This is a genomic window from Streptomyces sp. NPDC025721 (assembly GCF_055558595.1).
Map to the genome: position 1 here is coordinate 80,466 of NZ_JBVHMF010000009.1, position 21,983 is coordinate 102,448.

The window sequence follows — 21,983 nt, forward strand, 5'->3', positions numbered from 1 at the left end:
CCGGGCCGGGACCGACCAGGCACAAGCGGCACCCGCAGACGAAGAAAGCACCCGCACGGGTGGGCGGGTGGGAAAGACAGGACGGAGGAAGAACAGGACGTGAAGAAGCGGACCGCGGTTTACGGGGAAGTGGCGACAGAGCTGGCGCTGAGAAGTGACGCGGAACTGCGCGAGCTCGTGGAAAGGGGGGAACCCCTCGGAGAAGGCATCGGCGGACAGACCTCAAAGGTGCTCCTCGCGGGAACCCCCGTCTTCGTGAAGGAGATCCGCCTCACCGACCTCGAAAGGCGCCCGGAGAACACCCACTCGACGGCGAACGTCTTCGACCTCCCGGCGTTCTGCCACTACGGCATCGCCACCCCCGGCTTCGGCGCCTGGCGCGAACTGGCCGTCCATGCCATGACGACGAACTGGGTCCTGGCGGGAGAGCACGACGGCTTCCCCATGACGTATCACTGGCGGGTGCTGCCGAGCACGAGAAGGCCCCTGCCGAAGGAGCTGGCCGACGTGGAGGCGGCGGTGGCGTACTGGGGCGGCAGCCCCGGAATGAGGCGCCGCATCGAGGGTGTGCGGGACGCGACGGCGAGCGCGGTGGTCTTCATGGAGTACATCCCGCAGAATTTGCAGAATTGGCTGCGGAACCGTCTCGCGGAGGCGGACGAGGCGACGACGGAACGCGTCTGCGAGTGGATCGAGCGCGAGCTGCTGGACGGCGCGGATTTCATGAACGACCGCGAACTGCTGCATTTCGACGCGCACTTCGAGAATATCCTGACCGACGGCCACCGCCTGTACTTCGCGGATTACGGCCTGGCGGTGTCGACCAGGTTCGAACTGTCGTCGGCGGAGGCCGAGTTCTACGAGCGGCACCGGACGTACGACCGCGATTACATCCGTACGCACTTGGTGCGCTGGCTGGAGCGCAATACGGGGAAGGTCCCGGCGCCGGTGCTGGCCCGGCACGGGCAGTTGGCCGAGGAGATGGGGGAGTGGCACAGGGCGTTGCAGACGGAGAGCAGGGAGACGCCGTATCCGGTTCAGTCGGCGGGCCGCCATCTGACGCGGTAGTCGACGCCGTCGGGGCGGTAGCGGGGGCCGGGGGTGGAGCGCCACTGGGCGGTCAGGACGCGCGGCTCGGCGGGGGTGTCGCGGTGGGGGAGGAGCAGCGCGGTGAGTTCGTCGTAACGGGCGTCGACGCCGCCCGTGCCGGGGTGGGTGTCGGGCTCGGCCGTACCGGCCTCGTAGCGGGCGTGCCAGGCCGCGAAGAGGGCCCACCGCTCGCGCTCCAGGGCGAGTTGGGCGGCGCCGACGGGCCACACGGCGTAGGTGTCCTCGTGCACGAGCCGGAAGTAGTGCGGCTCCCCTTCGACCTCGGCGAGGCCGAAAATCGGGGCGTCGTATCGGTCCAATTCGGCAAAGACCCGCTCGAATCCCTCGCCGATCAGCTCCTGTTCATCCCAGATCTCGGCCATGAACGGAGGCTACGACCTCGGGCCGCCGAGGCGCGTACGTTTCTTGAACGCGGGCCCTCGTACGCGCTCTCAGAACGCGCTGCCGACGCCGTTCACCGCCGTCACAGGCGGCGCCACACCGGCACTCCCGGCGCGGCGCGGGAGGGCGACGACAGCACCACGTGGGGCGGGGACGGCTGCGTCCGGGACGTCGGGCAGCTCCCACTCCGGTACGGCGAGGTGGTGGTGAGAGTGCTCCTGGCGGTGGCCGGAGGACGCGGCGGGGCGGTCGCACCAGGCGATGAGGAGTTCGCCGTGGACGTCGGCGGCCGCCCGCACCCGGTCGCGTACGTACGCGTACAACTCGCCGAGCGTGATCAGCCCGTCGCGGTCGCCGTCCGCCTCGCCCGTCCGCAGGCCGTGGGCCAGTGCGTGGGTGAGGCCCGCCGTGCACCGGATACGTTCAGGAACACGCTCCTTGAGACGTTTCGGGACCGCGTTCGCCGGGATCGGTTCAGGCCGCGTCCTCGGGCGCGGGCGGGCGGCAGGCGAGGATCTGGTCGACGCCCATGCGGTTCTCCCCGAAGGACAGGGCGCTGCCGATGAGGTAGAGCCGCCACACGCGGGCGGTCTCCTCGCCGACGAGGGCGACGAATTCGGCCCAGCGGTCCTCCAGCGTGCGGTGCCAGGCCAGGATGGTGCGGACGTAGTGCTCGCGCATCGCGGTGACGGACCGCACTTCGAGACCGGCCTGTTCGAGCAGGCCGACGGTCTCGCCGAGCGGGCGCATGTGCATGTCGGCGGCGATGTAGGTCTCGATGAAGGCGCCGCCGCCCGGCGCGTTCCGGCCGCGTGACATCTGCTGGACCATCACCCGGCCGCCCGGCCTGAGCCGGTCGTGCAGGGCCGCGGCGAAGGCCGGGTACTCGGCGTCGCCGACGTGCTCGCCCATCTCGATGGTGGCCACGGCGTCGTAGCCGCCGCCCCGGATGTCGCGGTAGTCGCGGCACTCCACGTCGACCAGGTCGCTGAGCCCGCGCGCCTTCACCTCCTGTCGTACGTACGCCGCTTGCTCGGCCGCGAGGGTGACGGCGGTGACGCGGGCGCCGTACCGCTCGGCGGCGTGCAGGGTCAACGAGCCCCAGCCGCAGCCGATGTCGAGCAGCCGGGCCTCGGGCCCGAGCCCCAACCGCGCGCAGATTAGGTCGAGTTTGTCGCGCTGCGCGTCGGCGGACGTGTAGTCGGGGGCGTCGCTGGTCCACCAACCGCAGGAGTACGCCATCGTCTCGTCGAGCAGCAGCGCGTAGAAGTCGTTCGACAGGTCGTAGTGGTGGTGGATCGCGGCCCGGTCGCGGTCCTTGCTGTGCAGGCGTCCGCTCAGCCGCGCCGGAGCCCCCGGCGGCGCGGGGCGCGGCCCGATCGCGCCGATCCGTACCGCCGCCGCCAGCGCGCGCGCCCGGTCGGCCGCCGACAGCCGGGCGGGCCGCAGCTTCTGCTGCCGGATGGCCGCCCACACCGTGCGCAGCGCCTCCCCGACATCGCCCTCGACGTCGATCTCCCCGGCCACGTACGCCTCCGCGAGGCCCAGCTCGCCGGGCTGCCAGACCAGCCGCCGCAGCGCCCGCCGCCGCCGTACGACCACCAGCGGTCCGTCGCCCGAGCCCAGCTCGCTCCCGTCCCACAGCCGCACCCGCAGCGGCGGTTCCCCGCCGAGCGCCTGGTCCAGGTGGGGGCGCAGCCGGTCGGCCGCGGTGGGTGTCACGGAGGGCATGGACGCGCTCGCTTTCCGCGGTGCCGGCCGGTGAGGCGGCGGCTCCGCTCTGCTGTTCCGGGCTGTTCCGGGCTGTGCCGGTCGGGGCTCTCACCCTGTATTCGGCGCGGTACGGCGTACGGATTGGCGCGGGTGCCGCCCGTCTGCCGGGGGCTGTCGCACGGCTGTCGTACGGATGTCGCGCGGCGGCGTGCGGGCCTCGGCGGGATTGTCGTACCCCTCGGATACGTTGCCGTCATGGCTGAATTCGTACTGGTCGCGGGGGCGTGGCTCGGCGCGTGGGCGTGGGACGAGGTGGTGCCCGAGCTGCGGGCGGCCGGGCACGGCGTCCATCCGCTGACGCTGTCGGGGCTCGCCGAGAAGCGGGGCGCCGCGCCGGACGCCGGGCAGCGGACGCATGTCGAGGACATCGTGGCCGAGGTGGAGCGGCTCGATTCGCGGGACGTGGTCCTGGTCGGGCACAGCTACTCGGGGATTCCGGTTGGCCAGGCCGCCGGGCGGATCGGCGACCGGCTGGCCCGTATGGTCCTGGTCGACTCCGAAGTGCCGGTCGAGGGCGGGTCGTTCGCGTCCGGCTGGTGGGAGGGGCAGGCCAGATTCGAGGCGATCCTGGCCGAGGGGGACGGCTTCTGGCCGCCGCCCGCCGCCGGGGAGTTCGAGGGCCAGGGCCTGACCGACGAGCAGATCGCCCGGCTCGTCGCGGGCGCGACCCCGCATCCGGCTGCCTCGCTCACCGAGCCCGCCGCGCTGTCCCGCCCGCTCGCCGACCTCCCGACGACGTATATCAAGTGCCTTCTGGACGGCCCGGAGCCGAACAGCGACGTGGCCGCGCTCCTGGACGGCAAGCGGTGGCGGCTGGTGGAGATGAACACCGGGCACTGGCCGATGTTCTCCGAGCCGCGCCAGCTCGCCGCGATCCTGGGGGCCGAGACCGCCCCCTGATCCCTGCCGGGCGCGTGTGGGCCTCGGGCCCGCGCGGGTGTCGGGCCCACTCGCTCCCGGGCCGTCCTACGTCTGCGGCACCCTCACGTCCGCCGGGATACGGCGGCGGACGTCCGCGAGCAGATTCCGCATCGCCATGCGGAAGACCTCGGCCTGGTGCTCGCCGAGGAACGAGGTGTGCCCGAAGACCTCCAGGACCACCTGCCCGTGCAGGCGGCCCCACGCCTCCATGAGGAGAGCGACCGCCGGCGGGGGCAGCTCTCCCGGGCCCTCCGGCGGCAGCCGGTCCAGGTGCGCCAGGAGCCGGGGCGAGAGCGCGGGGACGTCGGCCGCCGCGAGCTGCGCGGTGCTGAAGCTGTCGAACAGTTCGCGCTGGAAGAGCACGCTCATCCGGCGGTTGGCCTGGGTGGTGATGCCGTCGTGCGGGGCCGCGTACCCCCGCAGCGGTGTCCCGTAGAGGAGTTGGTACCGCTCGGGGTGGGCGATGGCCCAGTGGCGGTAGCCCTCGGCCGCGACCACCAGGCGCGGCAGATCCGGCCAGTCCGCCGCCGCTCGGTCGAGCGCGGAACGTACGGCGGCGGTCAGGTCGTCGTACGCCTTGGTGACGAGCACGGTGACGAGGGCGTCCCGGCTCGGGAAGTAGTGGTAGAGCGCCTGGACGGTCATGCCCAGGCCGCGGGCTATCGCGCGCATCGACAGGCCCTCGGGGCCGTTCTCCCCGATCAGGTGTTCGGCGGCGTCCAGGATCTCCTGCGTCGCCGCCGCGCGCCGCCGTTCACGCAGAGAGGGCGCGGAGGGCGGGGAGGGCGGGGAGGGCGGGGACGACGGTGTCGTCCGTGGTGTCGGCGGTGTTGTCGGCGTGGAGACGTCCGGTGGCGCTGGCGGGTGTTCCTCGGCGGGCATGCGCCCACCCTACGACGGCTTCCTTGGCGTGTATCCGGAATTTGAACACTGTCAGGTAAATCTCGCACTGCCAAAGTCTGTTGTGTGCTGTCTACGTTCGTCACGGCGACGTCACTCCCGTCGCATCCGCCGCACGGCGCGACTCCGCGGGCCCCGCACACCCGCGACTGCGCCGGTACGCGCGTCCAGAAGGCCCGCAAATCCGCAGAGGAGATCTCGCGTGTTCGAACGCATAGCCGAACTGGCGATCCGCCGGTCCCGGCTGGTACTCATCGTCGCCATCGTGGCGACGGCCGTCATGGGTGCCGTGGGTGCTGGCGCCTTCACCAAGCTACTGGGCGGCGGCTTCGACGATCCAGCTTCCCAGTCCACCCGGGCACGCGACCTCATCGACAAGAGATTCGGCGGCGAGACGAATCTGGTGCTGCTCGTCCGCACCGCGGACGGCCGTATCGCCGACGGCCGCGTGGACGCCCCGGCGGCCGAGCGGAACGGGCGGGCCCTGGTCGCCGAGCTGAAGAGCGAGAAGACGCTGGCGAACGTCGTCTCGTACTGGGACACGCGGAGCACCGAACTGCGGTCCAAGGACGGCCGCGAGGCCATGGTGCTCGCCCACGTCAAGGGCGACCCGACGCAGCAGCAGAAGAACGCCGAGAAGCTCCTCGACCACTTCGGCGGTACGTACAAGGACGCGCTCACGGTCCGGGCCGGCGGTGTGGCCGCCGTCGGCAACGACATGGCGACGCAGGTCGTCAAGGACCTCGAACTGGCCGAGCTGATCGCGATCCCGCTGACCCTCGTCCTGCTGCTGTTCGTCTTCGGCAGCGCGGTGGCCGCCCTGCTGCCGCTGGCCATCGCGGTCATCGCCATCCTCGGCTCGTTCGCCGAGCTGTCCCTGCTCGCGGACGTCACCAGCGTCTCGAACACGGCGACCAATCTCACCACGGCCCTCGGCCTCGGACTGGGCATCGACTACGGCCTGTTGATGATCAGCCGGTTCAGGGAGCAGCTCGCGACGGGCGCGAGCGTGGACGACGCCGTCCGCCGGACCGTCCACACCGCGGGCCGCACCGTCGCGTTCTCCGCGGCGACCGTGGCCGCCGCGCTCGCCGCGCTCCTGGTCTTCCCGCAGTACTTCCTGCGCTCGTTCGGCTTCGCGGGCGTCGGGGTCGTCGCCATCGCGGCCGTCAGCGCGCTGTTCGTCATGCCGCCGCTGCTCGTCGTCCTGGGCCACCGGGTCAACAGCGGGCGGATGCCCTGGATGAAGGCCGCGAGCGCCGCGAACGACACGAAGGCCGTGAATTCCGCGAGCGCCGCGAGCGCCACGACTTCCGCCAGCTCCACGGATTCCGCCGACTCCACCGCCCGCGTCTCCGTGTGGGCGCGGCTGGCCCGTACCTCCATGCGGCGGCCCGCGCTCACCGCGCTGCCCGTGCTCGTGGTCCTGCTGGCGGCGGCGAGCCCCCTGCTGGGCATCGTCTTCGGCACCCCGGACGAGCGCGTGCTGCCCAAGGACGCCGAGAGCCGCCAGGTCTCCGCGACGCTCAGGAGCGATTTCACCGGCAGCGACGACTCCGCCCTCCAGATCGTCTTCGGCCAGGCCGTGGACAAGGGCCCCCTGGGGTCGTACGCGCAGCGGCTGTCGCAGCTCAAGGGCGTCGTACGGGTCGAGACCAGCACCGGGACCTACGCCGACGGGCAGGCTTCCGCCGCCGGGCCGGGCAGCGCCAACCTCGGCCGCCCAGACGGGCAGCGGATCAGCGTGACCAGCTCCCTGACGCCGAGGTCGGACGCGGCCCAGGACCTGGTCGGCGCGGTACGGGACCTCGCGCCGCCCGCCGGAACGCACCCGCTGGTCGGCGGCACCGACGCCGAACTGGTCGATACCCGGCACTCCATCGGCGGCCAACTCCCGCTCGCCATCGGCCTAGTCGTCCTCACCACCTTCATCCTGCTCTTCCTGTTCACCGGCAGCGTCGTGCAGCCGCTGCGCGCCCTGCTGCTCAACGCGATCACCCTGGTGGCGACCCTCGGCGTCATGACGTGGATCTTCCAGGACGGCCATCTCTCCTCCCTGCTCGGCTTCACCGCGCAGCCGATGGAGATGTCGATGACCGTGCTGATGTTCTGCATCGTCTTCGGACTCTCGATGGACTACGAGGTCTTCGTCACCAGCCGGATCAAGGAGCTCCACGACCAGGGCGAGGACACCGAGTCGGCCGTCGTCAACGGCCTCGGGCACACCGGGCGCATCGTCACCGCGGCGGCCTGCCTGCTGGCCGTGAGCTTCTTCGCCTTCGGCACGGCCAAGCTCAGCTTCATGCAGATGTTCGGCCTCGGCAGCGGACTGGCCATCCTCATCGACGCCGTGGCCATCCGCGGTGTCCTCGTCCCCGCCGCGATGCGCCTGCTCGGCGGATCGGCCTGGTACGCGCCGGGCTTCCTGCGCAGATTCCACGACCGGTTCGGGCTCAGCGAGGGCGAGCCGGCCTCCGGTCCCGACCTGGACCGCGAGCCGGTCGCCTCGCAGAGGTGATCGAGCGGGCCCCGCGGCCCCGGTGCCTCTGACGGCCTCCGCCCTCCCCGGGCGGGGGCCGTGACGCGTGCCCGGCGCCGTCCGCCGCCGCCCCCCACCCGGCGGATCTGTGTGCGATGCCTTGACGCCCCCGCCGTTCCGCCCGACACTCCATTCGCACGCAGCTCTGAGAGCGCTCTCAGGATTCCCGACATGTCATGCCCGCATCAGGCAGATCGAGTACGGCATCACGGGCGGCGGGTCGCGCACGAGCAGGACGGACCACGCGCCACGCACCACGCAGGACGGACCACGCGCCACGCACCACGCACCACGGCTCACGCTCAGCGCCCCGCCCCCACGGCAGCTGTCCCCCCCCACGACCGAAAGGCAGCACCTGCCCATGACGACATCCCCTCCATCGGCCGCCCGCCGCTTCGTCAGCGGACGTCCCACGGCCGTGCTCAGCGCCCTGCTCCTCCTCGTGACCGGCATCACCGGCCTTGTGCTGTCCGGCGGTTCGGCGTCGGCGGCCGTTCCCGGACCCGCGGCGGGCTGGACGACCGTGTTCAGCGACGACTTCAACGGGGCGGCGGGCAGCGGCCTCAACCGGTCCAACTGGCTCTACGACATCGGCACGAGCTACCCCGGCGGCGCGGGCAACTGGGGCACCGGCGAGATCGAGACCTCCACCGACTCGACGCAGAACGTCTACCAGGACGGCTCCGGCCACATGGTGATCAAGCCGGTCAAGGACGCCTCGGGGCACTGGACTTCGGGCCGCGTGGAGACCCAGCGCACGGACTTCGCGGCCCCCGCGGGCGGTCAGCTCGAAATCAGCGCCTCGATCCAGCAGCCCAACCCCCAGAGCGGGCTCGGCTATTGGCCCGCCTTCTGGGCGATGGGCGCCGCCGCCCGCCCGGTCAGCGCCACCAACTGGCCCAGCATCGGCGAGATCGACATCATGGAGGACGTCAACGCCCTCAGTAAGCACTCCACCACCTTCCACTGCGGGCAGTGGGCGGGCGAGTGCCACGACCCCGACGGCATCACCAGCGACCTCCAGCCGTGCGCCGGTTGCCAGACCGGCTTCCACAAGTACTCGGCCGTCATCGACCGCACCAACACCTCCGCCGAGCAGCTCCGCTTCTACCTCGACGGCAATCTGACCTACACCGTCAACGAGAACCAGGTCTCCGTCGCCACCTGGCAGGCCGCCGTCGACCACGGCTTCTTCGCCATCTTCGACGTCGCCATCGGCGGCTCGTACCCCAACAAGGTCTGCGGCTGCACCTCCCCGTCCGCCGACATCAGCTCCGGCGCGGGCATGAGCGTCGACTGGTTCGCCGTGTACCAGACGACCGGCGGCAGCAGCGGCACGGTCGGCGGCACGAACAACGGCGGTACGTCGTCCGGTACGAGCACGGGTACGAGCTCCGGTACGAGTTCCGGCACCAGCTCCGGTACGAGTTCCGGTACGAGTTCCGGCACCAGCTCCGGTTCGAGCGCGGGCAGCACGGGCGGCAGCACCACCACGCCCGACTACACCGCCGGTGTCACCTCCACCAGTTCCACGCAGGCCCGCATCTCCTTCACCCCGACCACCCCGGCCGCCTACGTCGACGTCCACTACCTCGTCAACGGCGCGGGTCAGCAGAATTTCCGCATGACCAACTCCTCCGGCACCTGGACCCAGACCGTCAACGGCCTCTCCACCGGCAGCGTTCTCACGTACTGGTTCACGTACGAGAAGAACGGCCCCCAGTACGACTCCCCGCACTACACGTTCACCCAGGGGTCCTGACCCTCGGCCCGCGTGCCTGCTTCGGCGGGGCCTGCTTCGGCGGGGCCGCCCGGACACCGTGTCCGCGCGGCCCCGCCGGCGTTCGCGGGCGAGGTGCGCCAGGCGAATATGCCAGGTCAAGGAGTGGTTGACGCGCATAGACAAGGTCGGGCAGTCTCATGAGTCCGTGAACCCCCCATGGGAGGCGTGATGTTGAGACGGTACGTCCGTGCATTACTCGCTATTGTCATGTTTGCGTCAGCTATCCTCGTCGGAACCGCCGTGACGGCGGGCAGCGCCCATGCGGCCGGCTGCTACTCCTGGGGCCGCACCCTCAGCCAGGGCGCGAGCGGTGAGGATGTCCGCCAGCTCCAGATCCGGATCGCCGGATACCCCGGCTACGGCGCGGTGCTGGCGACCGACGGCCAGTTCGGGCCGGCGACCAAGTCCGCCGTCGTGCGTTTCCAGCAGGCGTACGGCCTCACGGCGGACGGCATCGCCGGGCCGCAGACCTTCGCGAAGATCGGCGCGCTCCAGGACACCGACTGCACCCCGATCCACTTCACCTTCGGCGAGATGAACCGCTGCAACACCACCTGGGCGGGCGGCGCGGTCAGTGCGGCCACCGCCCGTGACAACGCCCTGCGGCTCATGTGGAAGCTGGAGGCGCTGCGCCACGCGCTGGGCGACCAGCCGCTCAACACGAGCAGCGGCTTCCGCTCAGCCTCGTGCAACAGCGCCGTCGGCGGGGCCTCGAACAGCAACCACATGTACGGCCGGGCCGTCGACCTGATCGGCTCGCCGAGCTACTGCCGCATCGTGCAGGAGGCCCGCTACCACGGCTTCAACGAGATCCTCGGCCCCGGCTACCCGGGCCACAGCACCCACGCCCACCTCGGCGACCAGAGCTCCCGCTACTGGAGCGCCTCTTCCTGCGGAATCTGACCCCCGCGCCCCGTGGCCGACGCACCCCCTCCACCTCGGCCACGGGGTTCCGCACCGCCCGGATCCGGCGGCGGCGTTCCGGGCCGAGCAGGAGCGCGAACTCTCCGAGGACGACCACGGGTTCGGGACGATGACGAAGAGGGGCCGTTCACGGGCCCCTTGGCCGACGCGGAGGTCCGCGCCTGGTGCCCCGGCGGCCGTCCCACCGAGGCCGAGTGGACCGCCGCGCTGTCGGACCGCGGCGACCTCTACCCCGACCGCGCGGCGGGCAACCGCACCGTCCTCTACCACGCCGACGGCAGGCCGGTCTCGATCGGCTACTGGGGCGTCACGGCGGACTGACCGCGGCGGGGTGCGGCGGGGCGGGGGCCGGGCCGGGGCAGGCTCGGGCAGGACGGCTTCATCCGGGCAGGACGGCCTATCCGGGCCTCCGGACGGAGAACTCGTTGCCGTCGGGGTCGAGGAGCAGGACGTGGGCTCCGCCGTCGGTCTCCGCGGCCTCGGGGCGCGTGGCGCCCAGGGCGAGGAGGCGGTCGACCTCGGCGGAGCGGTCGGCGCCGGCGGGGAGGGCCAGTTCGAAGAAGAGGCGGTTGGTGCCGGTCTTGGGGGCGACCGGCGGGCCGCCCCAGGTGATCTTCGTACCGCCCTCGGGGGACTGGATCGCGGTCTCCTCGTCCTGGTCCCAGACCAGGGGCCACCGCAGGGCCTCGCTCCAGAAGTAGCCGACCTCGCGGGTGCCGTCGCAGGCCAGGGCGCCGATGACGCCGGTGTCGGCGAGGAATGTGTTGCCGGGCTCGATGACGCAGAATTCGTTGCCGTCAGGATCGGCGAGCACGACATGTCCCTCTTCGGGGAGTTGGCCGATGTCGATGTGCTGTCCGCCCAGTTCCAGCGCCCTGGCCACCGTCTGCCGCTGGTCCTCGGCGGAGGCGCTCGTCAGGTCGAAGTGCGCTTGATTCTGGCGGGTCTTGGGCTCCTGGCTCGGCAGGAAGCGGATACGGAAGCCGCCGGTCGCCCCGTCCGCGGCGGGCGGCACGATCGCGACACCGCCCTGCGCGTCCTCTTCCTCACCGGGGTTCACCTCCCAGCCCAGCACCCCGGACCAGAACCTCGCCAGCCCCGTCGGCCGCGTCGCGTTGAAGCAGATCGCGAACAGTTCACTGCTCATACCCCGTACCTCTCCGATCCCTCGACGTCCGAGCCGCACCCTAGACACGCCCGTCCGGCCCCCGCACCCGAGTTTCCGCCCCGGGCGGCGACGCCGCGCCCCGGCCCGAAGGACCCCCACCGGCCCACCGGCCCACCGCGTGTCAGGGACTCAGGTGCTCGTGCAGCATCTTCCACGCCCCGTCCCGCTTCACGATCACGTTCGTGCCCCGCCCCTCCCCTGACCGGGGCTGCATCACGCGTGCGATGTCGTGGCTGTTGTTGGCCTGCTCATACCGCGCCATGAACGCCGTGAGCTCGGCTGCGGGATGCGACACGCGCCGGGCTCAGGCGCTCGGGTGGGCGGTGGCAACGGTGTCGGCGGCGGTGTGCGCGTCGGCGTTGGCGTCGGCGTCGGCGTCGGCGTCGGCGAGGAGGATCGCGGCGACGGCGTCCGGGGCCTCGTGCATGGCGTCGTGGCCGGTCGGGAGGTCGTGCACCCGCCAGGCGGGGTCGGCCTGGAGGCGGGCGCGGAGGCCGGCGAAGGGTGTCCGGTTCTCCCAGCCCGAGCAGTAGACGAACTCGCGGCGGGGGACGCGGGCGACCGCGCCGGTCAGCCGGACCGTCTGGAGGAAGGCGGCGAGGGGATGGGGGCGGCGGCGGGGATCGCCGCCGTCCGGCGGCCGGACGGAGTAGCCGGTGGCCGCGGCGCCGGCGGCGAACACCTCCCGGAAGTGGTCGTTCGTCGACGACCAGCACGAATCACCGTCGCGCGGTACGTAGGCGTCGAGGTGCACCAGCCGGGAGATCCGGCCCTCCGCGCGGTCGGCCGCGGCGGCGACCACCATCCCGGCGTAGCTGTGGCCGACCAGCGTCGCGCCGGTGACGCTGTTGCGGTCCAGGCACCGCAGCACGTCGTCGGCGTGCGTGTCGAGACCGGCGGTCGCGACCGTCGCGCTGTCGTCGTCCAGCCGCAGACCGGTCAGGGTCAGGGCGTGCACGGTGTGCCCGGCGCCCTCCAGCAGCGGGACCACCGCCTCGAACGACCAGGAGCCCTTCCACGCGCCGGGTACGAGGACGAACGTCGCCATGTGCTTCTCCTTCTCCGGGTGACACGCGGCCCGGTCGGGCGCTCGGCGCGCCGCGGGACCACTGCGTACAGAGCCAGTCTCACGGGGGCAGGCGGTGGCGTGGTACCGCTACGATGCCAAGTCATGCCCGTTCGCCGCCAACCTCGCCCGGCCGCCGGTGTGACGTCCCATGTGTGGCCGTCCGGCGGGCGCCACCTCTGGCCGTCCGGCGAGGCGAGCGAGGTGCGGTCGCACCCACGCGGGCACCTGGTGTACGCGGCCAGCGGCGTCCTGGCGGTCCACACCGAGCGCGGCACCTCGATCGTGCCCGCCGACCGGGTCGCCTGGACCCCGGCGGGGTTCACGCACCACCACCGCGCCCACGGCGTCACCGACATGCGGATCGTCTTCCTCACGCCGTCCCTCGCCCGGCTCCTGCCCGGCCACCCCGCCGTGTTCCTCGCCTCCGGCCTCGCCCGCGAGGTCCTGCTCGCCCTGACCGGACCCCGCGCGCACGACGCCGACGTGCCCGCGCACAGCCCCGCCGCGCGCGCCCGCCTCCTGCGCGTCCTCGTCGACGACCTCCAGGAAGCGCACGAACAGCCCCTGCACCTGCCGGAGCCCGCGGACGACCGGCTGCGAGCCGTCGCCCGGATTCTCTACGAGAACCCGGCGGACAACTCCACGCTGGCCGAACTCGGCAGGACGATCGGCGCCAGCCCCCGCACCCTCAGCCGGCTCTTCCACGACGAACTCGCCATGACCTTCTACGAGTGGCGCACCCAACTGCGCATCCACCACGCCCTCGTGCTCCTCGCCGACGGCCACGACACCCTCCGCACCGCCGCCGCCTGCGGATGGGCCAACCCCAGCGGCTTCATCGCCGCCTTCACCGCCGTCCTCGGCACCACCCCCGGCCGCTACCGGACCAACCGCCCCGCCCCCAGGCCGCCTTCGGCGTCGTGAAGCGGAGACTCGTCATCGAGACCAAGGTCGTCGCCACGGCTCGATTCCGGCCCCGGCTCGTCACTCAGGCCCGGCGTCGCGCCCACGGCGGCATCACCGTGGCCCCGCTGTCGCGCCTGCGGCTGTCAGGGCTTGATGACGACGGAGCGCACGATCTTGTCGGCGAAGGTCTGCCGCTTTTCGTCCCACAGCGGCCACAGATAGCCGAGCCCGCAGCAGACGGCGTCGAGGATGTGCAGGAGCCAGCGGCCGAAGACCCTCCCGACGCCGAGGACTTGCCCGTCGGCCTCGCGTAGGAGGTGGATGCCGACCACCTTCTTTCCGGGGGTCTGCCCGGTGGTGCCCGCCACGTAGCTCAGGCCGATGGCAATCAGGAGGACGAGAAGCGCGCCCCACTGGGCGGCTGCCGGCGTGCTGCCCAGCGCGTACCAGACGATGCGTTCGGGCACGTACATGATGATGCCGTCGATCAGTGCCGCCGCTACCCGTCGGCCCCACGACGCCAGTGGCGGCATCCCGCCCACCGGCACCTGCCCGTACACAGTCTGATCCGTAGGCCCCCCACGGGGATATGCAGATCATGCCCACGAGTGATCGCCCCCTCCGAATGGAAGGACTCCCTCCGGATATGCCCGTGGTCTCCATCGTCCGCTCACCCGCCAGAAGACCCCTTTATGCACCCTTGACCTGAGCATGTACATCACATGTAAGATCTGCGAACTTGTGGGAATTATGTGGCTCCGGGTGGGGACTTTGGGGCTGGGGCGGGGGAGAGCTCTGTGGTGAGCACACATGCGCGCAGGTCGTTGATTGCTGCCGTGGCGGCGGTAATGGTGACGGGCGGCCTCGCGCCGTTGGGTGCGGGCGGGCAGGCGTTCGCCGCTCCTCCTTCGCAGACAGCGGAGAAGTCCCCGCAGGGAAAGGCCGCTTCGGCCCTCACCGAGGACGCCGCGACCGACGCGGGCACCCGCTTCCCGGTGTTCAGATGAGTAATTGGACTCCGGTGGTGTACCGAGGGGACGGGGCATGGATTGGAATCATGCCTGACGGCCGTATTGGGGTCGGGGTGGAATCGGAAGGGCGAGCTGCGCTTGTGAGCTCCGGTTTCGTTCCCATGTGGCCCTACCTGGAGCGTGATCTGCCCGAATCCCTGGCTGAATATGCCCGCTCGTGGGAGCAGCTCAGTCGGGGCGGCGTATCGACTCCCGAGAGGCTAATTGAGCTGACGGTCGAGTCGGCGTGGAGGTCTGGCCGTTCGTATTGGATGCAACTGGCTGCTCCGTGGGTCATTGAAATGTCTCGCCGAGAGGATTTCGATCAAGACGTCGTCCGAGGGATTCTCCGTGAGATGGAAACCTCTGAGGTGTTGTCCGTGCAGGTTCGGGATCAAGCGCGGTGCGCAATTGAATAGAATTTCCCTGTGAACGGCTCATCGGATTTCACTCTCACGGGAATTCTGTAGCGTGGAACTGCTGCTCGGCGGGGTTGCGGGGGGCGTGGCCGAGGAGGCCGGCGCCGGCGAGTTGGCCGCTCGACATGGTGTGAGTCGCTACGAGGTTACCGACAGGTGGCGACAGTGGTGATTGGAGCAGCCCATTGGATTCTCCGTCAACGGGCCTGAAGTACATTTGGCCCTTGCAGACACTTCGTCACGTCTGACGTGAGCTCTGCCACCCGTCGATGTGCCCGTTGCTCGACGACCCCCTCGCGTCGGGCAACGGGCACGTTCGGGATACGGATCAGCGCCCCCGCGTGCCGCCGACCGGTACCCATTCCCCCTGGTGTTCCCCCGGGTGTTCCCGTGGTGCGCCGGCGACGTCCTCCCCGGTCGTCGGCGCGTCCGCCGTGGCCCCCGCCACGATCCGGACTGCCTCCGCGGTCGCCATGAGTCCCCCGTACACCTCATGCCAACCGGTCGTGCCCCCAACGCCCTTGCCCCCCTCGGGCTCGGGCGGGTCGTTCATCGTGCGGTCACTCTCGTTCAGGTATGCCAGCATCCTTTCGTGCGGTGAATCCCCTCGATTCGGTTTCGACACGTGCATCCTCCCTGTCTCCCCCTGTTCTTCGTGTCGGGATTAGATCCCGACTCGGGACCACGGTGAAAGTGATCCGTGGTCCCGAGAAGCAGACCTATTCCGCGCGCCATTCCTCCTCCGGGCCGATGCCTAAGGCCAGTCGGGTGGCCTTCTTCAGGTCCTTGCTGACGGTCGCGGGCGAGACGCCCAGGTGGGCGGCGATCTCGACCCCGCTCAGGCCCCATACATGGGTCAATTCCCATATGGTGTACGGGCGTTCGTGGCCGATCGCGGCTCGTACGGCGGCGAGGAGCTCGATGAACTCCAGTGAGGCCGTGAGATGGTCCGCGGCGGGGCGGCCGGGAACGGCGGGCCACGGGACGCCTTCGGGGAGTTCCCCGGTCGGGTCCTCGTAGCGCGTACCGAGCCGGTTGTAGTGCGACTTGAGCTTGTTGCGGGCGACCACCGTCGCGAAGACGATCACCGGCTTCTCGAAGACGGTGCCCTTGCGGTACTTCAGGATGACGGCGATGCACGCCTCCTGCGTGATGTCCTCGGCGAGGACCGCGTCCCGGGTCAGTCGCCTGACCGCCCTGAGCAGGCGGGGATGTACCTCCTTCAGTTCTGCCTCGATGAGCCCTTCCAGCTCCTCCGACAGCCGTTTCGGCGGCGGTACGGCGCTCGTCGTCATGGCCCCCGAGCCTTGTCCCATGTCCTCCGCTCCATTCGATCTGCGGGTCGCCCCGCGTTGCCGGACATGGAGTAGGACGCGCGAGGCGCCGGATTCTTTCCACCGCCCCCGAAGGGGCTGGGCTTCAAGAATCCGGCGCCTCACACGCCCCTAGAGGCATGGACACACGACATGCGACCGACTCCGCCGACCCGGCCGAAGTCCTCGCCGACTTCGCACCAGGCGCAGCTGTCACGCATCACCTGTCACGTATCACCTGTCACACATCACCTGTCACACATCACCTGTCACACATCACCTGTCACGCATCACCTGTCACGCATCACCGGGACCGCGACGGGGTCCCGTATCCGGTCAGGCGGTGACCAGGGTCAGCCCGTAGCGGCTCAGGATCGGGTTGACCGGCTGGAACCAGGTCTGGCCGCCGCTGGCGCAGTTGCCCCAGCCGCCGGAGGTGACGCCCTGGGCCTGGTCGCCGGTGATGAACGAGCCGCCGGAGTCGCCCGGTTCGGCGCAGACGTTGGTGCCGGTCAGGCTGTAGACCGCGCCCTGGGCGTAGTTGACGGTGTCGCCCTGGGACAGGACGGTGCCGCAGTGCCAGTGGGTGGTGGAGCCGGAGCGGCAGATGGAGGAGCCGACCGGGGCGACGTTGGAGCCGCGGACCAGGACGTCGCTGACGGTGCCCCAGCCGAGGACGACCGGGACGGTCCACCAGCCGTTGCCGATGGAGATGTAGGAGTAGTCGTTGCCGGGGAAGGTGGAGCCGACGAAGGTGCCCATCGCCGAGCCGTCCCAGCCGGCCACGGAGCTGCCCGGTGTGCCGCAGTGCCCGGCGCTGACGAAGCCGCCGACCACCGAGAAGCCTATGGAGCAGCGGGTGTTGCCGTTGATGTAGTACGGGTCACCGCCGACGGTCCCGGCCGAGAAGGTGCGGGGCGCGGGGGAGTTGTCGGCCTTGACGGTCAGCAGCCCGGCGGCGCGGGCGGGCGCGAGGAAGGCCGCCACGTCCGCGCGGTTCTCCGCCCCCGCCTGTACGTCGGCGACGACACGGTTGGTCGTGACGTCGACGCGCCAGCTCCGCACCGCGGCGGGCGCACCGGCCGACGACTTGGCCGCGGTGTCGAGCCCGGCCTTGGCCGAGTCCAGCGCGGCCGCGGTGTGCGCGACCTTCACCGTCGAAGCGCCGGTCGCGCGTACGGCCTCGGTCGCGGCGCTGTCGGTCACCCCCACCACCAGCTTGCCGGAGGCGGCGTCGAACCACTCGCCGCCGAACGCCTTTCCGGCCGCGCGCCGGGCGGTGGGCGCCAGCGTGGTCGCCGTCGCCTCGGCCTTCAGCCGCGCGGTCGCCTGCGTCTGGGTCAGCCCCAGGTCCCGCTGCATGGCGCTCACCAGCCCCGGCGACAACGGCTCGGAGGCCGACGCCGAGGTCACCGGCGCCAGCCCCAACGCCCCTACTCCCAAAGCCACTACGGCGGACAGACACCAGCCCGTACGAGTCATACGTCGCATCGACGCGCTCCTTTGCACCTTCTCGCGAGCGAGAAATCGTGGGGGGACAACACACTCGAACAGCGCCCGGCAGTCCAGCGCGCCTCCACCGCACGAGAGCGCTCTCACCACCGGCCGTCCCCCACCATCAAACGATGTCGAGCACATGTCAACACCGCCTCACGCGTAACACCCGTTTCGTCCATGGATATCCGGAGGTAAAACGTCCGCCATGGCGAGATATCCGAGTCGCAAAGAAGCCGGACCCGCGCGCCGCCGGACCCGGACCCGCCACGGGCCTCGGACGCGCCGCCGGACCCCGACCCGCCGCCGGACCCGGACGCGCGTCCGGACCCGGACATGCCGCCGGGGGCGGCCGGCGGCCATGAACGGCCGCCGCCCGCCCCCGGCTTGTGGGGGGAGGAGAAAAGAACGGTGAGAAGGAAGGAGCGGCAGCGGGTGCTACCAGCCCACCGCGATCTCCATCCACTGCGGGTTCTGGAGCGAGGCGTACGCGGCCTGCCCGGCCACGTCGTCGTACGGGAACCCGTAGGCGAGGTGGTTGATCGCGTGGTCGTGCCAGAACTTGGCGTACCAGTTGGCCGGGTCGCCGCCCGTGTAGAACTTGGTCGGGTCCTCCCACTGGCTGGACGGGAGGTTGGCGGTGTGCCGGTTGAGCGCGGCGCACATGCCGGGGTTGCCCGCCAGCGAGCCCGCGCAGCCGAAGATGTTGGACGTGGGCTCGTTGACACCGACCGAATTGGCGTACGCCGTGAAGTAGTTGGCGTTCGCGCCGCCCGCGCGGAAGCTCGGGTCGCTGCCCGGCGCGATGATCCGGTACGGGGCCTGGGTCTGGGCCAGCACCTTGAACTGCTGCGGTACGGCGGCCTGGAACTGCGCGAAGGTCGCCTCCCGGCTCTGGTTGAACAGGTCCTGGCTGTCACCGAGCTGGACGTCCTGGCCGTCGTGCGTGTGCAGCCGGATGGCCAGCGGCAGGCCCCAGGCGTCGACCCGGGTGGTGTTCCCGTTGAAGACGTTGGCGCCGATGGTGAACTCGATGAAGTCGTAGTACTGGCTGTTCGGCGAGCCGAGGTAGAAGTACATCCGGCCCGAGGAGTTCGCCGGCATGTCGAAGTACGGCTGCTCGGCGATCGAGTGGACCGTGCCGTTGAAGCTCCAGTACACCTGGCTGTCCGGGTACTGGCCGTTGGTCCGGTTGAGGATCTTCAGTTCCATCACATTGTGCGCGGCCGGAATGTCGTCCGTCGTGCCCCAGAAGCTGTCACTGGGCGGTGTGGTGGGGGGAGTCGTGGTGCCGCCGCCGGTGGTGTTGACGGTCAGCTCCCACAGCGAGTAGCCGTACGCGGTGGCGCGGGCGGTGCCGTTGACCCGCAGGTAGCGGCCGGTGCCGGTGACGTTGAGCGCCTGGACGCCGCCGGTCCCGGTGGTGGTGGAGTAGATGTTCGTCCAGCCGCCGGTACCGCTGTCGGACACCTGGATCTGGAAGCCGGTGGCGTACGCCGCCTCCCAGTTGAGGCCGACCTTGCAGATGGTCTGCGAGGAGCCGAGGTCGACCTGGAGCCACTGCGGGTCGCCGAAGGCGCTGGACCAGCGGGTGCCGGTGTTGCCGTCGACCGCCGCCGAGGCGGGGGTGGTCGCGTTCTCGGTGGAGGACGCGGTGGCCGGGTGGTTCAGCGCGGCGTTGGCCGTGCCGCAGGCGGCGGGCGGCGTCGTACCGCCGTTGCCGTACACCTGGAACTCCCACAGGGAGTAGCCGTACTGGGTGGCGCGGACCGTGCCGTACACCCGGACATAGCGCCCGGAACCGTTTACGGTCAGCGTCTGGTTGCCGCCCGTTCCGGTCGTGGTGGAGTAGATGTCGGTCCAGGTCGTGCCGTTGGCCGACGTCTGGATCTTGAAGGATTTCGCGTACGCCGCCTCCCAGTTGAGGGCGACGGAGGTGATCGTCTGCGAGGAGCCGAGGTCGACCTGGAGCCACTGCGGATCGGCGGCGGCGCTCGACCAGCGGGTGCCGGTGTTGCCGTCCACGGCGGCCGACGCGGGGGTGCCCGCGTTCTCCGTCGAGGACGCGGTGGCCGGCTTGCCCTGGGAGAGCAGGGTGTCCGCCGCGCGGGCCGGGGACTGGGTCCAGACGAGCGCCAGGCTCGCCAGCAGGGCCGCGAGGACGGTGAAGATCAGAACCGGCCGGCGCCCGCCGCGCCATGGCCGTTGGCGCACCGACAGGGTAGTGCTGCCTGACATGTGTTCTCCTCAACCGGGTGGGGGTCCGTGATGGAGGCCGGAGGGAGCCGGAGTGCATTGAGAGCGCTCTCCCGGCGAGGTGATGTTTACAAGCGCCGAACAGCCGCGTCAATGAGTTGTTCAATAATGGTCAGTTGGCCCCGTGCCCGATTTCGAGAACCGAACGCGAGCGGACGCCGAACCCGCAGCTCACACCCCGCGCGCCGTCGTTCGCGCCTCGCACTCCCGCGCGGCGCGAAGGAGCGGCCCCGCACACGCCATCCATGCGCGGGACCGCTCCGGCTCGTCACGTCACCGGGCTACCCCAGCGACGCCAGGTGATCGCGCAGCCCGATCCCGTACGCCGTCGGCGTCCCGTCGTACGCCGAGATCAGCGACGGTCCCGAGGAGCAGTCCCAGGTGTTCCAGGTCCACCCCAGGTACGACAGCTTGTGCGCGTCCAGCCAGTTCATGAACTGGTCGATGAAGCCGTGCGAGCAGGTGTTCTCGCCGATCTCACCGGCCACCAGCGGGACCTGCGCCGCGACCGGCGCGACCTGCGAGTCCCAGCAGGCCGCCGAGGAGCAGGTGTTGAAGTTGTAGACGTGGAGCGAGGCGCCCAGATTGCCCGTCGGGTCCGTGGGCTTGTGCGCCAGCCAGCCGGTCAGGTCGTTGGAGTACGCCAGACCGCCCGCCAGGATCACGTTCTGCGCGCCGGTGCCGCGTACGGCGTTGATCATCGACTGCATGCCGGCCACCTGGTAGCCGATCCCCGGGCAGGTGCCGCCGTCCCGCCAGCAGGTCCACGCCTGCTCGGTGGTGGAGGTGGCGCGGTCCGGGTAGGGCTCGTTGAACAGGTCGAAGACCACCGAGGTGTTGTTCTTGAACGCGTTGGCCACGCCGGTCCAGAACGGGATCGCGTACTGCGCGTCCGGCATCGGCTTCTGGCAGGTCGCGTTGACGTCCGAGCAGCCCGCCGAGTTGCCGGTGTACGTGCCGTGGCTCCAGTGCAGTTCCACGATCGGCGTGATGCCGTGCGCGACCAGCCGGTTGACCCAGCCGGTGATCGCCGAGACGTAGTTGGCGCCGCCGTACGCGGCGGGCACGTACGAAAGGCCCTGCCAGCAGTCCTCGTTGAGCGGGACGCGGACCGCCGTGACGTGCCAGCTCTTGATCGCGTCGATCGCCGCGTCGTCCACCGGGCCGTCGAAGACGCCGTAGCCCTGCGCGCACATGAACTCGGTGCCGGAGCGGTTGACGCCGTGCAGCACGACGTTCTTGCCGGTGGAGTCGACGAGCTGGTTGCCGGAGACGTGCAGCTTGGGCGGCGCGGTGTCACCACCGGGCGGAGTCGTCGGCGGCGTTGTCGGGGGAGTGGTCGGGGGTGTCGTGGGCGGTGTGGTCGGTGGTATCGTGGGCGGGGTCGTCGGGGGCGTGGTGGGCGGCGTCGTGCCGTTCACATTGCACGTGGTCCCGTTGAGTTTGAAGACCGTCGGCGCCGGGTTGGAGCCCGACCAGTTGGCCAGGAATCCGGCGCTCACCGAACCGCCCGTGGCGATCGTCCCGTTGTACGACATCGAGGCGACGCTGACGGTCTTGCCGGACTGGGTCCAGGTGCCGTTCCAGCCCTGGGTGACCTTCTGGCTGCCGGGGAAGTCGAAGCTCAGATTCCAACTGGTCGTGGCGGCGGCGTTGTTGGTGATCACCACATCGCCCTGGAATCCGGCGTCCCACTGGCTGGTCACCGAGTAGGCCACCGAACAGGCGGGGGCGGCACCCGACGCGGTCGCGCCGAGCGCGGCGGGTAGTAGCGCGGCGGCGGTCGCGGCCGTCGTGACGGCCGCGATCCCGAATGCCGCGGTGCGCGTGGGTCGTCGCATGTGCGACTCCTCGTAAGTGGGGGGATCGAGAAGTGGACGCGCTCCCACTGGTCCGCCGCAGACCATAGCGGCAAGTCGGCGAGGGCGGTAGGGGTTCGGTGACGACCGTGTCGACTTCTGTAGCGACTCCCCGGTGATAGCGGCATGAACATGCCGTTCTGCTTCACCTCTTGACA

The 21,983-nt window shown here is 70.6% G+C and carries 20 protein-coding genes; 8 read left to right on the forward strand and 12 right to left on the reverse strand.

Annotation, left to right across the window (positions count from 1 at the left end; translation table 11 throughout):
- Positions 1–99: 99 nt before the first annotated feature.
- Positions 100–1,068 (forward strand): protein kinase family protein, encoded by a 969-nt coding sequence (locus tag ACZ4EF_RS15360; protein WP_467504823.1) that lies wholly within the window; start codon positions 100–102, stop codon positions 1,066–1,068.
- On the opposite strand, the gene ACZ4EF_RS15365 is transcribed toward ACZ4EF_RS15360, so the two are convergent.
- The 3 genes from ACZ4EF_RS15365 to ACZ4EF_RS15375 all read right to left on the reverse strand — a co-directional run bounded on the left by ACZ4EF_RS15365 (position 1,038) and on the right by ACZ4EF_RS15375 (position 3,222).
- Complete coding sequence (locus tag ACZ4EF_RS15365; protein ID WP_467504825.1) at positions 1,038–1,472, reverse strand: hypothetical protein; 435 nt, start codon at positions 1,470–1,472, stop codon at positions 1,038–1,040. The two genes, ACZ4EF_RS15360 and ACZ4EF_RS15365, sit on opposite strands and share 31 nt — an antisense overlap.
- Positions 1,473–1,541: 69 nt before the next feature.
- On the reverse strand, positions 1,542–1,814 hold the full coding sequence (locus tag ACZ4EF_RS15370; RefSeq protein ID WP_467504827.1) for a hypothetical protein: 273 nt from the start codon (positions 1,812–1,814) through the stop codon (positions 1,542–1,544).
- Between the two features lie 151 nt (positions 1,815–1,965).
- Complete coding sequence (locus tag ACZ4EF_RS15375; protein WP_467504829.1) at positions 1,966–3,222, reverse strand: class I SAM-dependent methyltransferase; 1,257 nt, start codon at positions 3,220–3,222, stop codon at positions 1,966–1,968.
- 237 nt (positions 3,223–3,459) lie between these two features.
- On the opposite strand from ACZ4EF_RS15375, the gene ACZ4EF_RS15380 reads away from it, so the two are divergent.
- Entirely contained in the window at positions 3,460–4,164 is a 705-nt protein-coding gene (locus tag ACZ4EF_RS15380) for an alpha/beta fold hydrolase (protein WP_355336952.1), read from the forward strand.
- Positions 4,165–4,230: 66 nt separating this feature from the next.
- On the opposite strand, the gene ACZ4EF_RS15385 is transcribed toward ACZ4EF_RS15380, so the two are convergent.
- Positions 4,231–5,067, reverse strand: coding sequence for a TetR/AcrR family transcriptional regulator (locus ACZ4EF_RS15385; protein WP_467504831.1), 837 nt, complete (start codon positions 5,065–5,067; stop codon positions 4,231–4,233).
- Positions 5,068–5,287: 220 nt separating this feature from the next.
- Between ACZ4EF_RS15385 and ACZ4EF_RS15390 the strand changes: the two genes are divergently transcribed.
- The 4 genes from ACZ4EF_RS15390 to ACZ4EF_RS15405 all read left to right on the forward strand — a co-directional run bounded on the left by ACZ4EF_RS15390 (position 5,288) and on the right by ACZ4EF_RS15405 (position 10,652).
- Positions 5,288–7,603: an MMPL family transporter gene (locus ACZ4EF_RS15390; RefSeq protein ID WP_467504833.1), complete on the forward strand. Its 2,316-nt coding sequence runs from the start codon at positions 5,288–5,290 to the stop codon at positions 7,601–7,603.
- A gap of 382 nt (positions 7,604–7,985) precedes the next feature.
- Positions 7,986–9,386 (forward strand): glycoside hydrolase family 16 protein, encoded by a 1,401-nt coding sequence (locus ACZ4EF_RS15395; protein WP_355336956.1) that lies wholly within the window; start codon positions 7,986–7,988, stop codon positions 9,384–9,386.
- A 189-nt stretch (positions 9,387–9,575) separates the two neighbouring features.
- Entirely contained in the window at positions 9,576–10,310 is a 735-nt protein-coding gene (locus ACZ4EF_RS15400; RefSeq protein ID WP_355336958.1) for a D-Ala-D-Ala carboxypeptidase family metallohydrolase, read from the forward strand.
- Between the two features lie 159 nt (positions 10,311–10,469).
- Positions 10,470–10,652 (forward strand): hypothetical protein, encoded by a 183-nt coding sequence (locus ACZ4EF_RS15405; RefSeq protein WP_467504835.1) that lies wholly within the window; start codon positions 10,470–10,472, stop codon positions 10,650–10,652.
- 76 nt (positions 10,653–10,728) lie between these two features.
- Here ACZ4EF_RS15405 and ACZ4EF_RS15410 read toward each other — a convergent pair whose 3' ends face one another.
- The 3 genes from ACZ4EF_RS15410 to ACZ4EF_RS15420 all read right to left on the reverse strand — a co-directional run bounded on the left by ACZ4EF_RS15410 (position 10,729) and on the right by ACZ4EF_RS15420 (position 12,547).
- Positions 10,729–11,478 carry a VOC family protein gene (locus ACZ4EF_RS15410; RefSeq protein ID WP_467504837.1) on the reverse strand — a complete coding sequence of 250 codons (750 nt, stop codon included), beginning with the start codon at positions 11,476–11,478 and terminating at the stop codon, positions 10,729–10,731.
- A gap of 142 nt (positions 11,479–11,620) precedes the next feature.
- On the reverse strand, positions 11,621–11,794 hold the full coding sequence (locus ACZ4EF_RS15415; protein WP_467504839.1) for a nuclear transport factor 2 family protein: 174 nt from the start codon (positions 11,792–11,794) through the stop codon (positions 11,621–11,623).
- A 9-nt stretch (positions 11,795–11,803) separates the two neighbouring features.
- Entirely contained in the window at positions 11,804–12,547 is a 744-nt protein-coding gene (locus ACZ4EF_RS15420; protein ID WP_467504841.1) for an alpha/beta fold hydrolase, read from the reverse strand.
- Between the two features lie 123 nt (positions 12,548–12,670).
- Here ACZ4EF_RS15420 and ACZ4EF_RS15425 point away from each other — a divergent pair, with 123 nt between their 5' ends.
- A complete protein-coding gene (locus ACZ4EF_RS15425) occupies positions 12,671–13,492 on the forward strand; it encodes an AraC family transcriptional regulator (protein WP_467504843.1) in 822 nt (273 codons plus the stop codon).
- Between the two features lie 125 nt (positions 13,493–13,617).
- On the opposite strand, the gene ACZ4EF_RS15430 is transcribed toward ACZ4EF_RS15425, so the two are convergent.
- Positions 13,618–14,007, reverse strand: coding sequence for an RDD family protein (locus ACZ4EF_RS15430; RefSeq protein WP_467504957.1), 390 nt, complete (start codon positions 14,005–14,007; stop codon positions 13,618–13,620).
- Between the two features lie 267 nt (positions 14,008–14,274).
- Here ACZ4EF_RS15430 and ACZ4EF_RS15435 point away from each other — a divergent pair, with 267 nt between their 5' ends.
- Positions 14,275–14,481, forward strand: a complete 207-nt coding sequence (locus tag ACZ4EF_RS15435; RefSeq protein ID WP_467504845.1) for a hypothetical protein — start codon at positions 14,275–14,277, stop codon at positions 14,479–14,481.
- 1,141 nt (positions 14,482–15,622) lie between these two features.
- Here ACZ4EF_RS15435 and ACZ4EF_RS15440 read toward each other — a convergent pair.
- The 4 genes from ACZ4EF_RS15440 to ACZ4EF_RS15455 form a co-directional block, all read right to left on the reverse strand.
- Positions 15,623–16,219: a sigma-70 family RNA polymerase sigma factor gene (locus ACZ4EF_RS15440; protein WP_467504847.1), complete on the reverse strand. Its 597-nt coding sequence runs from the start codon at positions 16,217–16,219 to the stop codon at positions 15,623–15,625.
- Positions 16,220–16,552: 333 nt separating this feature from the next.
- Positions 16,553–17,707, reverse strand: a complete 1,155-nt coding sequence (locus tag ACZ4EF_RS15445; protein WP_391046940.1) for a S1 family peptidase — start codon at positions 17,705–17,707, stop codon at positions 16,553–16,555.
- Between the two features lie 441 nt (positions 17,708–18,148).
- Positions 18,149–19,948 (reverse strand): discoidin domain-containing protein, encoded by a 1,800-nt coding sequence (locus ACZ4EF_RS15450; RefSeq protein ID WP_391046937.1) that lies wholly within the window; start codon positions 19,946–19,948, stop codon positions 18,149–18,151.
- Between the two features lie 299 nt (positions 19,949–20,247).
- A complete protein-coding gene (locus ACZ4EF_RS15455) occupies positions 20,248–21,807 on the reverse strand; it encodes a cellulose binding domain-containing protein (protein ID WP_467504849.1) in 1,560 nt (519 codons plus the stop codon).
- Positions 21,808–21,983: the final 176 nt, after the last annotated feature.

Bases quoted from the DNA above. Each gene is read 5' to 3' on its own strand.
- ACZ4EF_RS15400 (WP_355336958.1), top strand. From the start codon at position 9,576: ATGTTGAGACGGTACGTCCGTGCATTACTCGCTATTGTCATGTTTGCG.
- ACZ4EF_RS15445 (WP_391046940.1), bottom strand. From the start codon at position 17,707: ATGCGACGTATGACTCGTACGGGCTGGTGTCTGTCCGCCGTAGTGGCT.
- ACZ4EF_RS15380 (WP_355336952.1), top strand. From the start codon at position 3,460: ATGGCTGAATTCGTACTGGTCGCGGGGGCGTGGCTCGGCGCGTGGGCG.
- ACZ4EF_RS15425 (WP_467504843.1), top strand. From the start codon at position 12,671: ATGCCCGTTCGCCGCCAACCTCGCCCGGCCGCCGGTGTGACGTCCCAT.
- ACZ4EF_RS15385 (WP_467504831.1), bottom strand. From the start codon at position 5,067: ATGCCCGCCGAGGAACACCCGCCAGCGCCACCGGACGTCTCCACGCCG.
- ACZ4EF_RS15410 (WP_467504837.1), bottom strand. From the start codon at position 11,478: ATGAGCAGTGAACTGTTCGCGATCTGCTTCAACGCGACGCGGCCGACG.
- ACZ4EF_RS15430 (WP_467504957.1), bottom strand. From the start codon at position 14,007: ATGCCGCCACTGGCGTCGTGGGGCCGACGGGTAGCGGCGGCACTGATC.
- ACZ4EF_RS15395 (WP_355336956.1), top strand. From the start codon at position 7,986: ATGACGACATCCCCTCCATCGGCCGCCCGCCGCTTCGTCAGCGGACGT.
- ACZ4EF_RS15420 (WP_467504841.1), bottom strand. From the start codon at position 12,547: ATGGCGACGTTCGTCCTCGTACCCGGCGCGTGGAAGGGCTCCTGGTCG.
- ACZ4EF_RS15375 (WP_467504829.1), bottom strand. From the start codon at position 3,222: ATGCCCTCCGTGACACCCACCGCGGCCGACCGGCTGCGCCCCCACCTG.
- ACZ4EF_RS15455 (WP_467504849.1), bottom strand. From the start codon at position 21,807: ATGCGACGACCCACGCGCACCGCGGCATTCGGGATCGCGGCCGTCACG.
- ACZ4EF_RS15365 (WP_467504825.1), bottom strand. From the start codon at position 1,472: ATGGCCGAGATCTGGGATGAACAGGAGCTGATCGGCGAGGGATTCGAG.
- ACZ4EF_RS15440 (WP_467504847.1), bottom strand. From the start codon at position 16,219: ATGGGACAAGGCTCGGGGGCCATGACGACGAGCGCCGTACCGCCGCCG.
- ACZ4EF_RS15450 (WP_391046937.1), bottom strand. From the start codon at position 19,948: ATGTCAGGCAGCACTACCCTGTCGGTGCGCCAACGGCCATGGCGCGGC.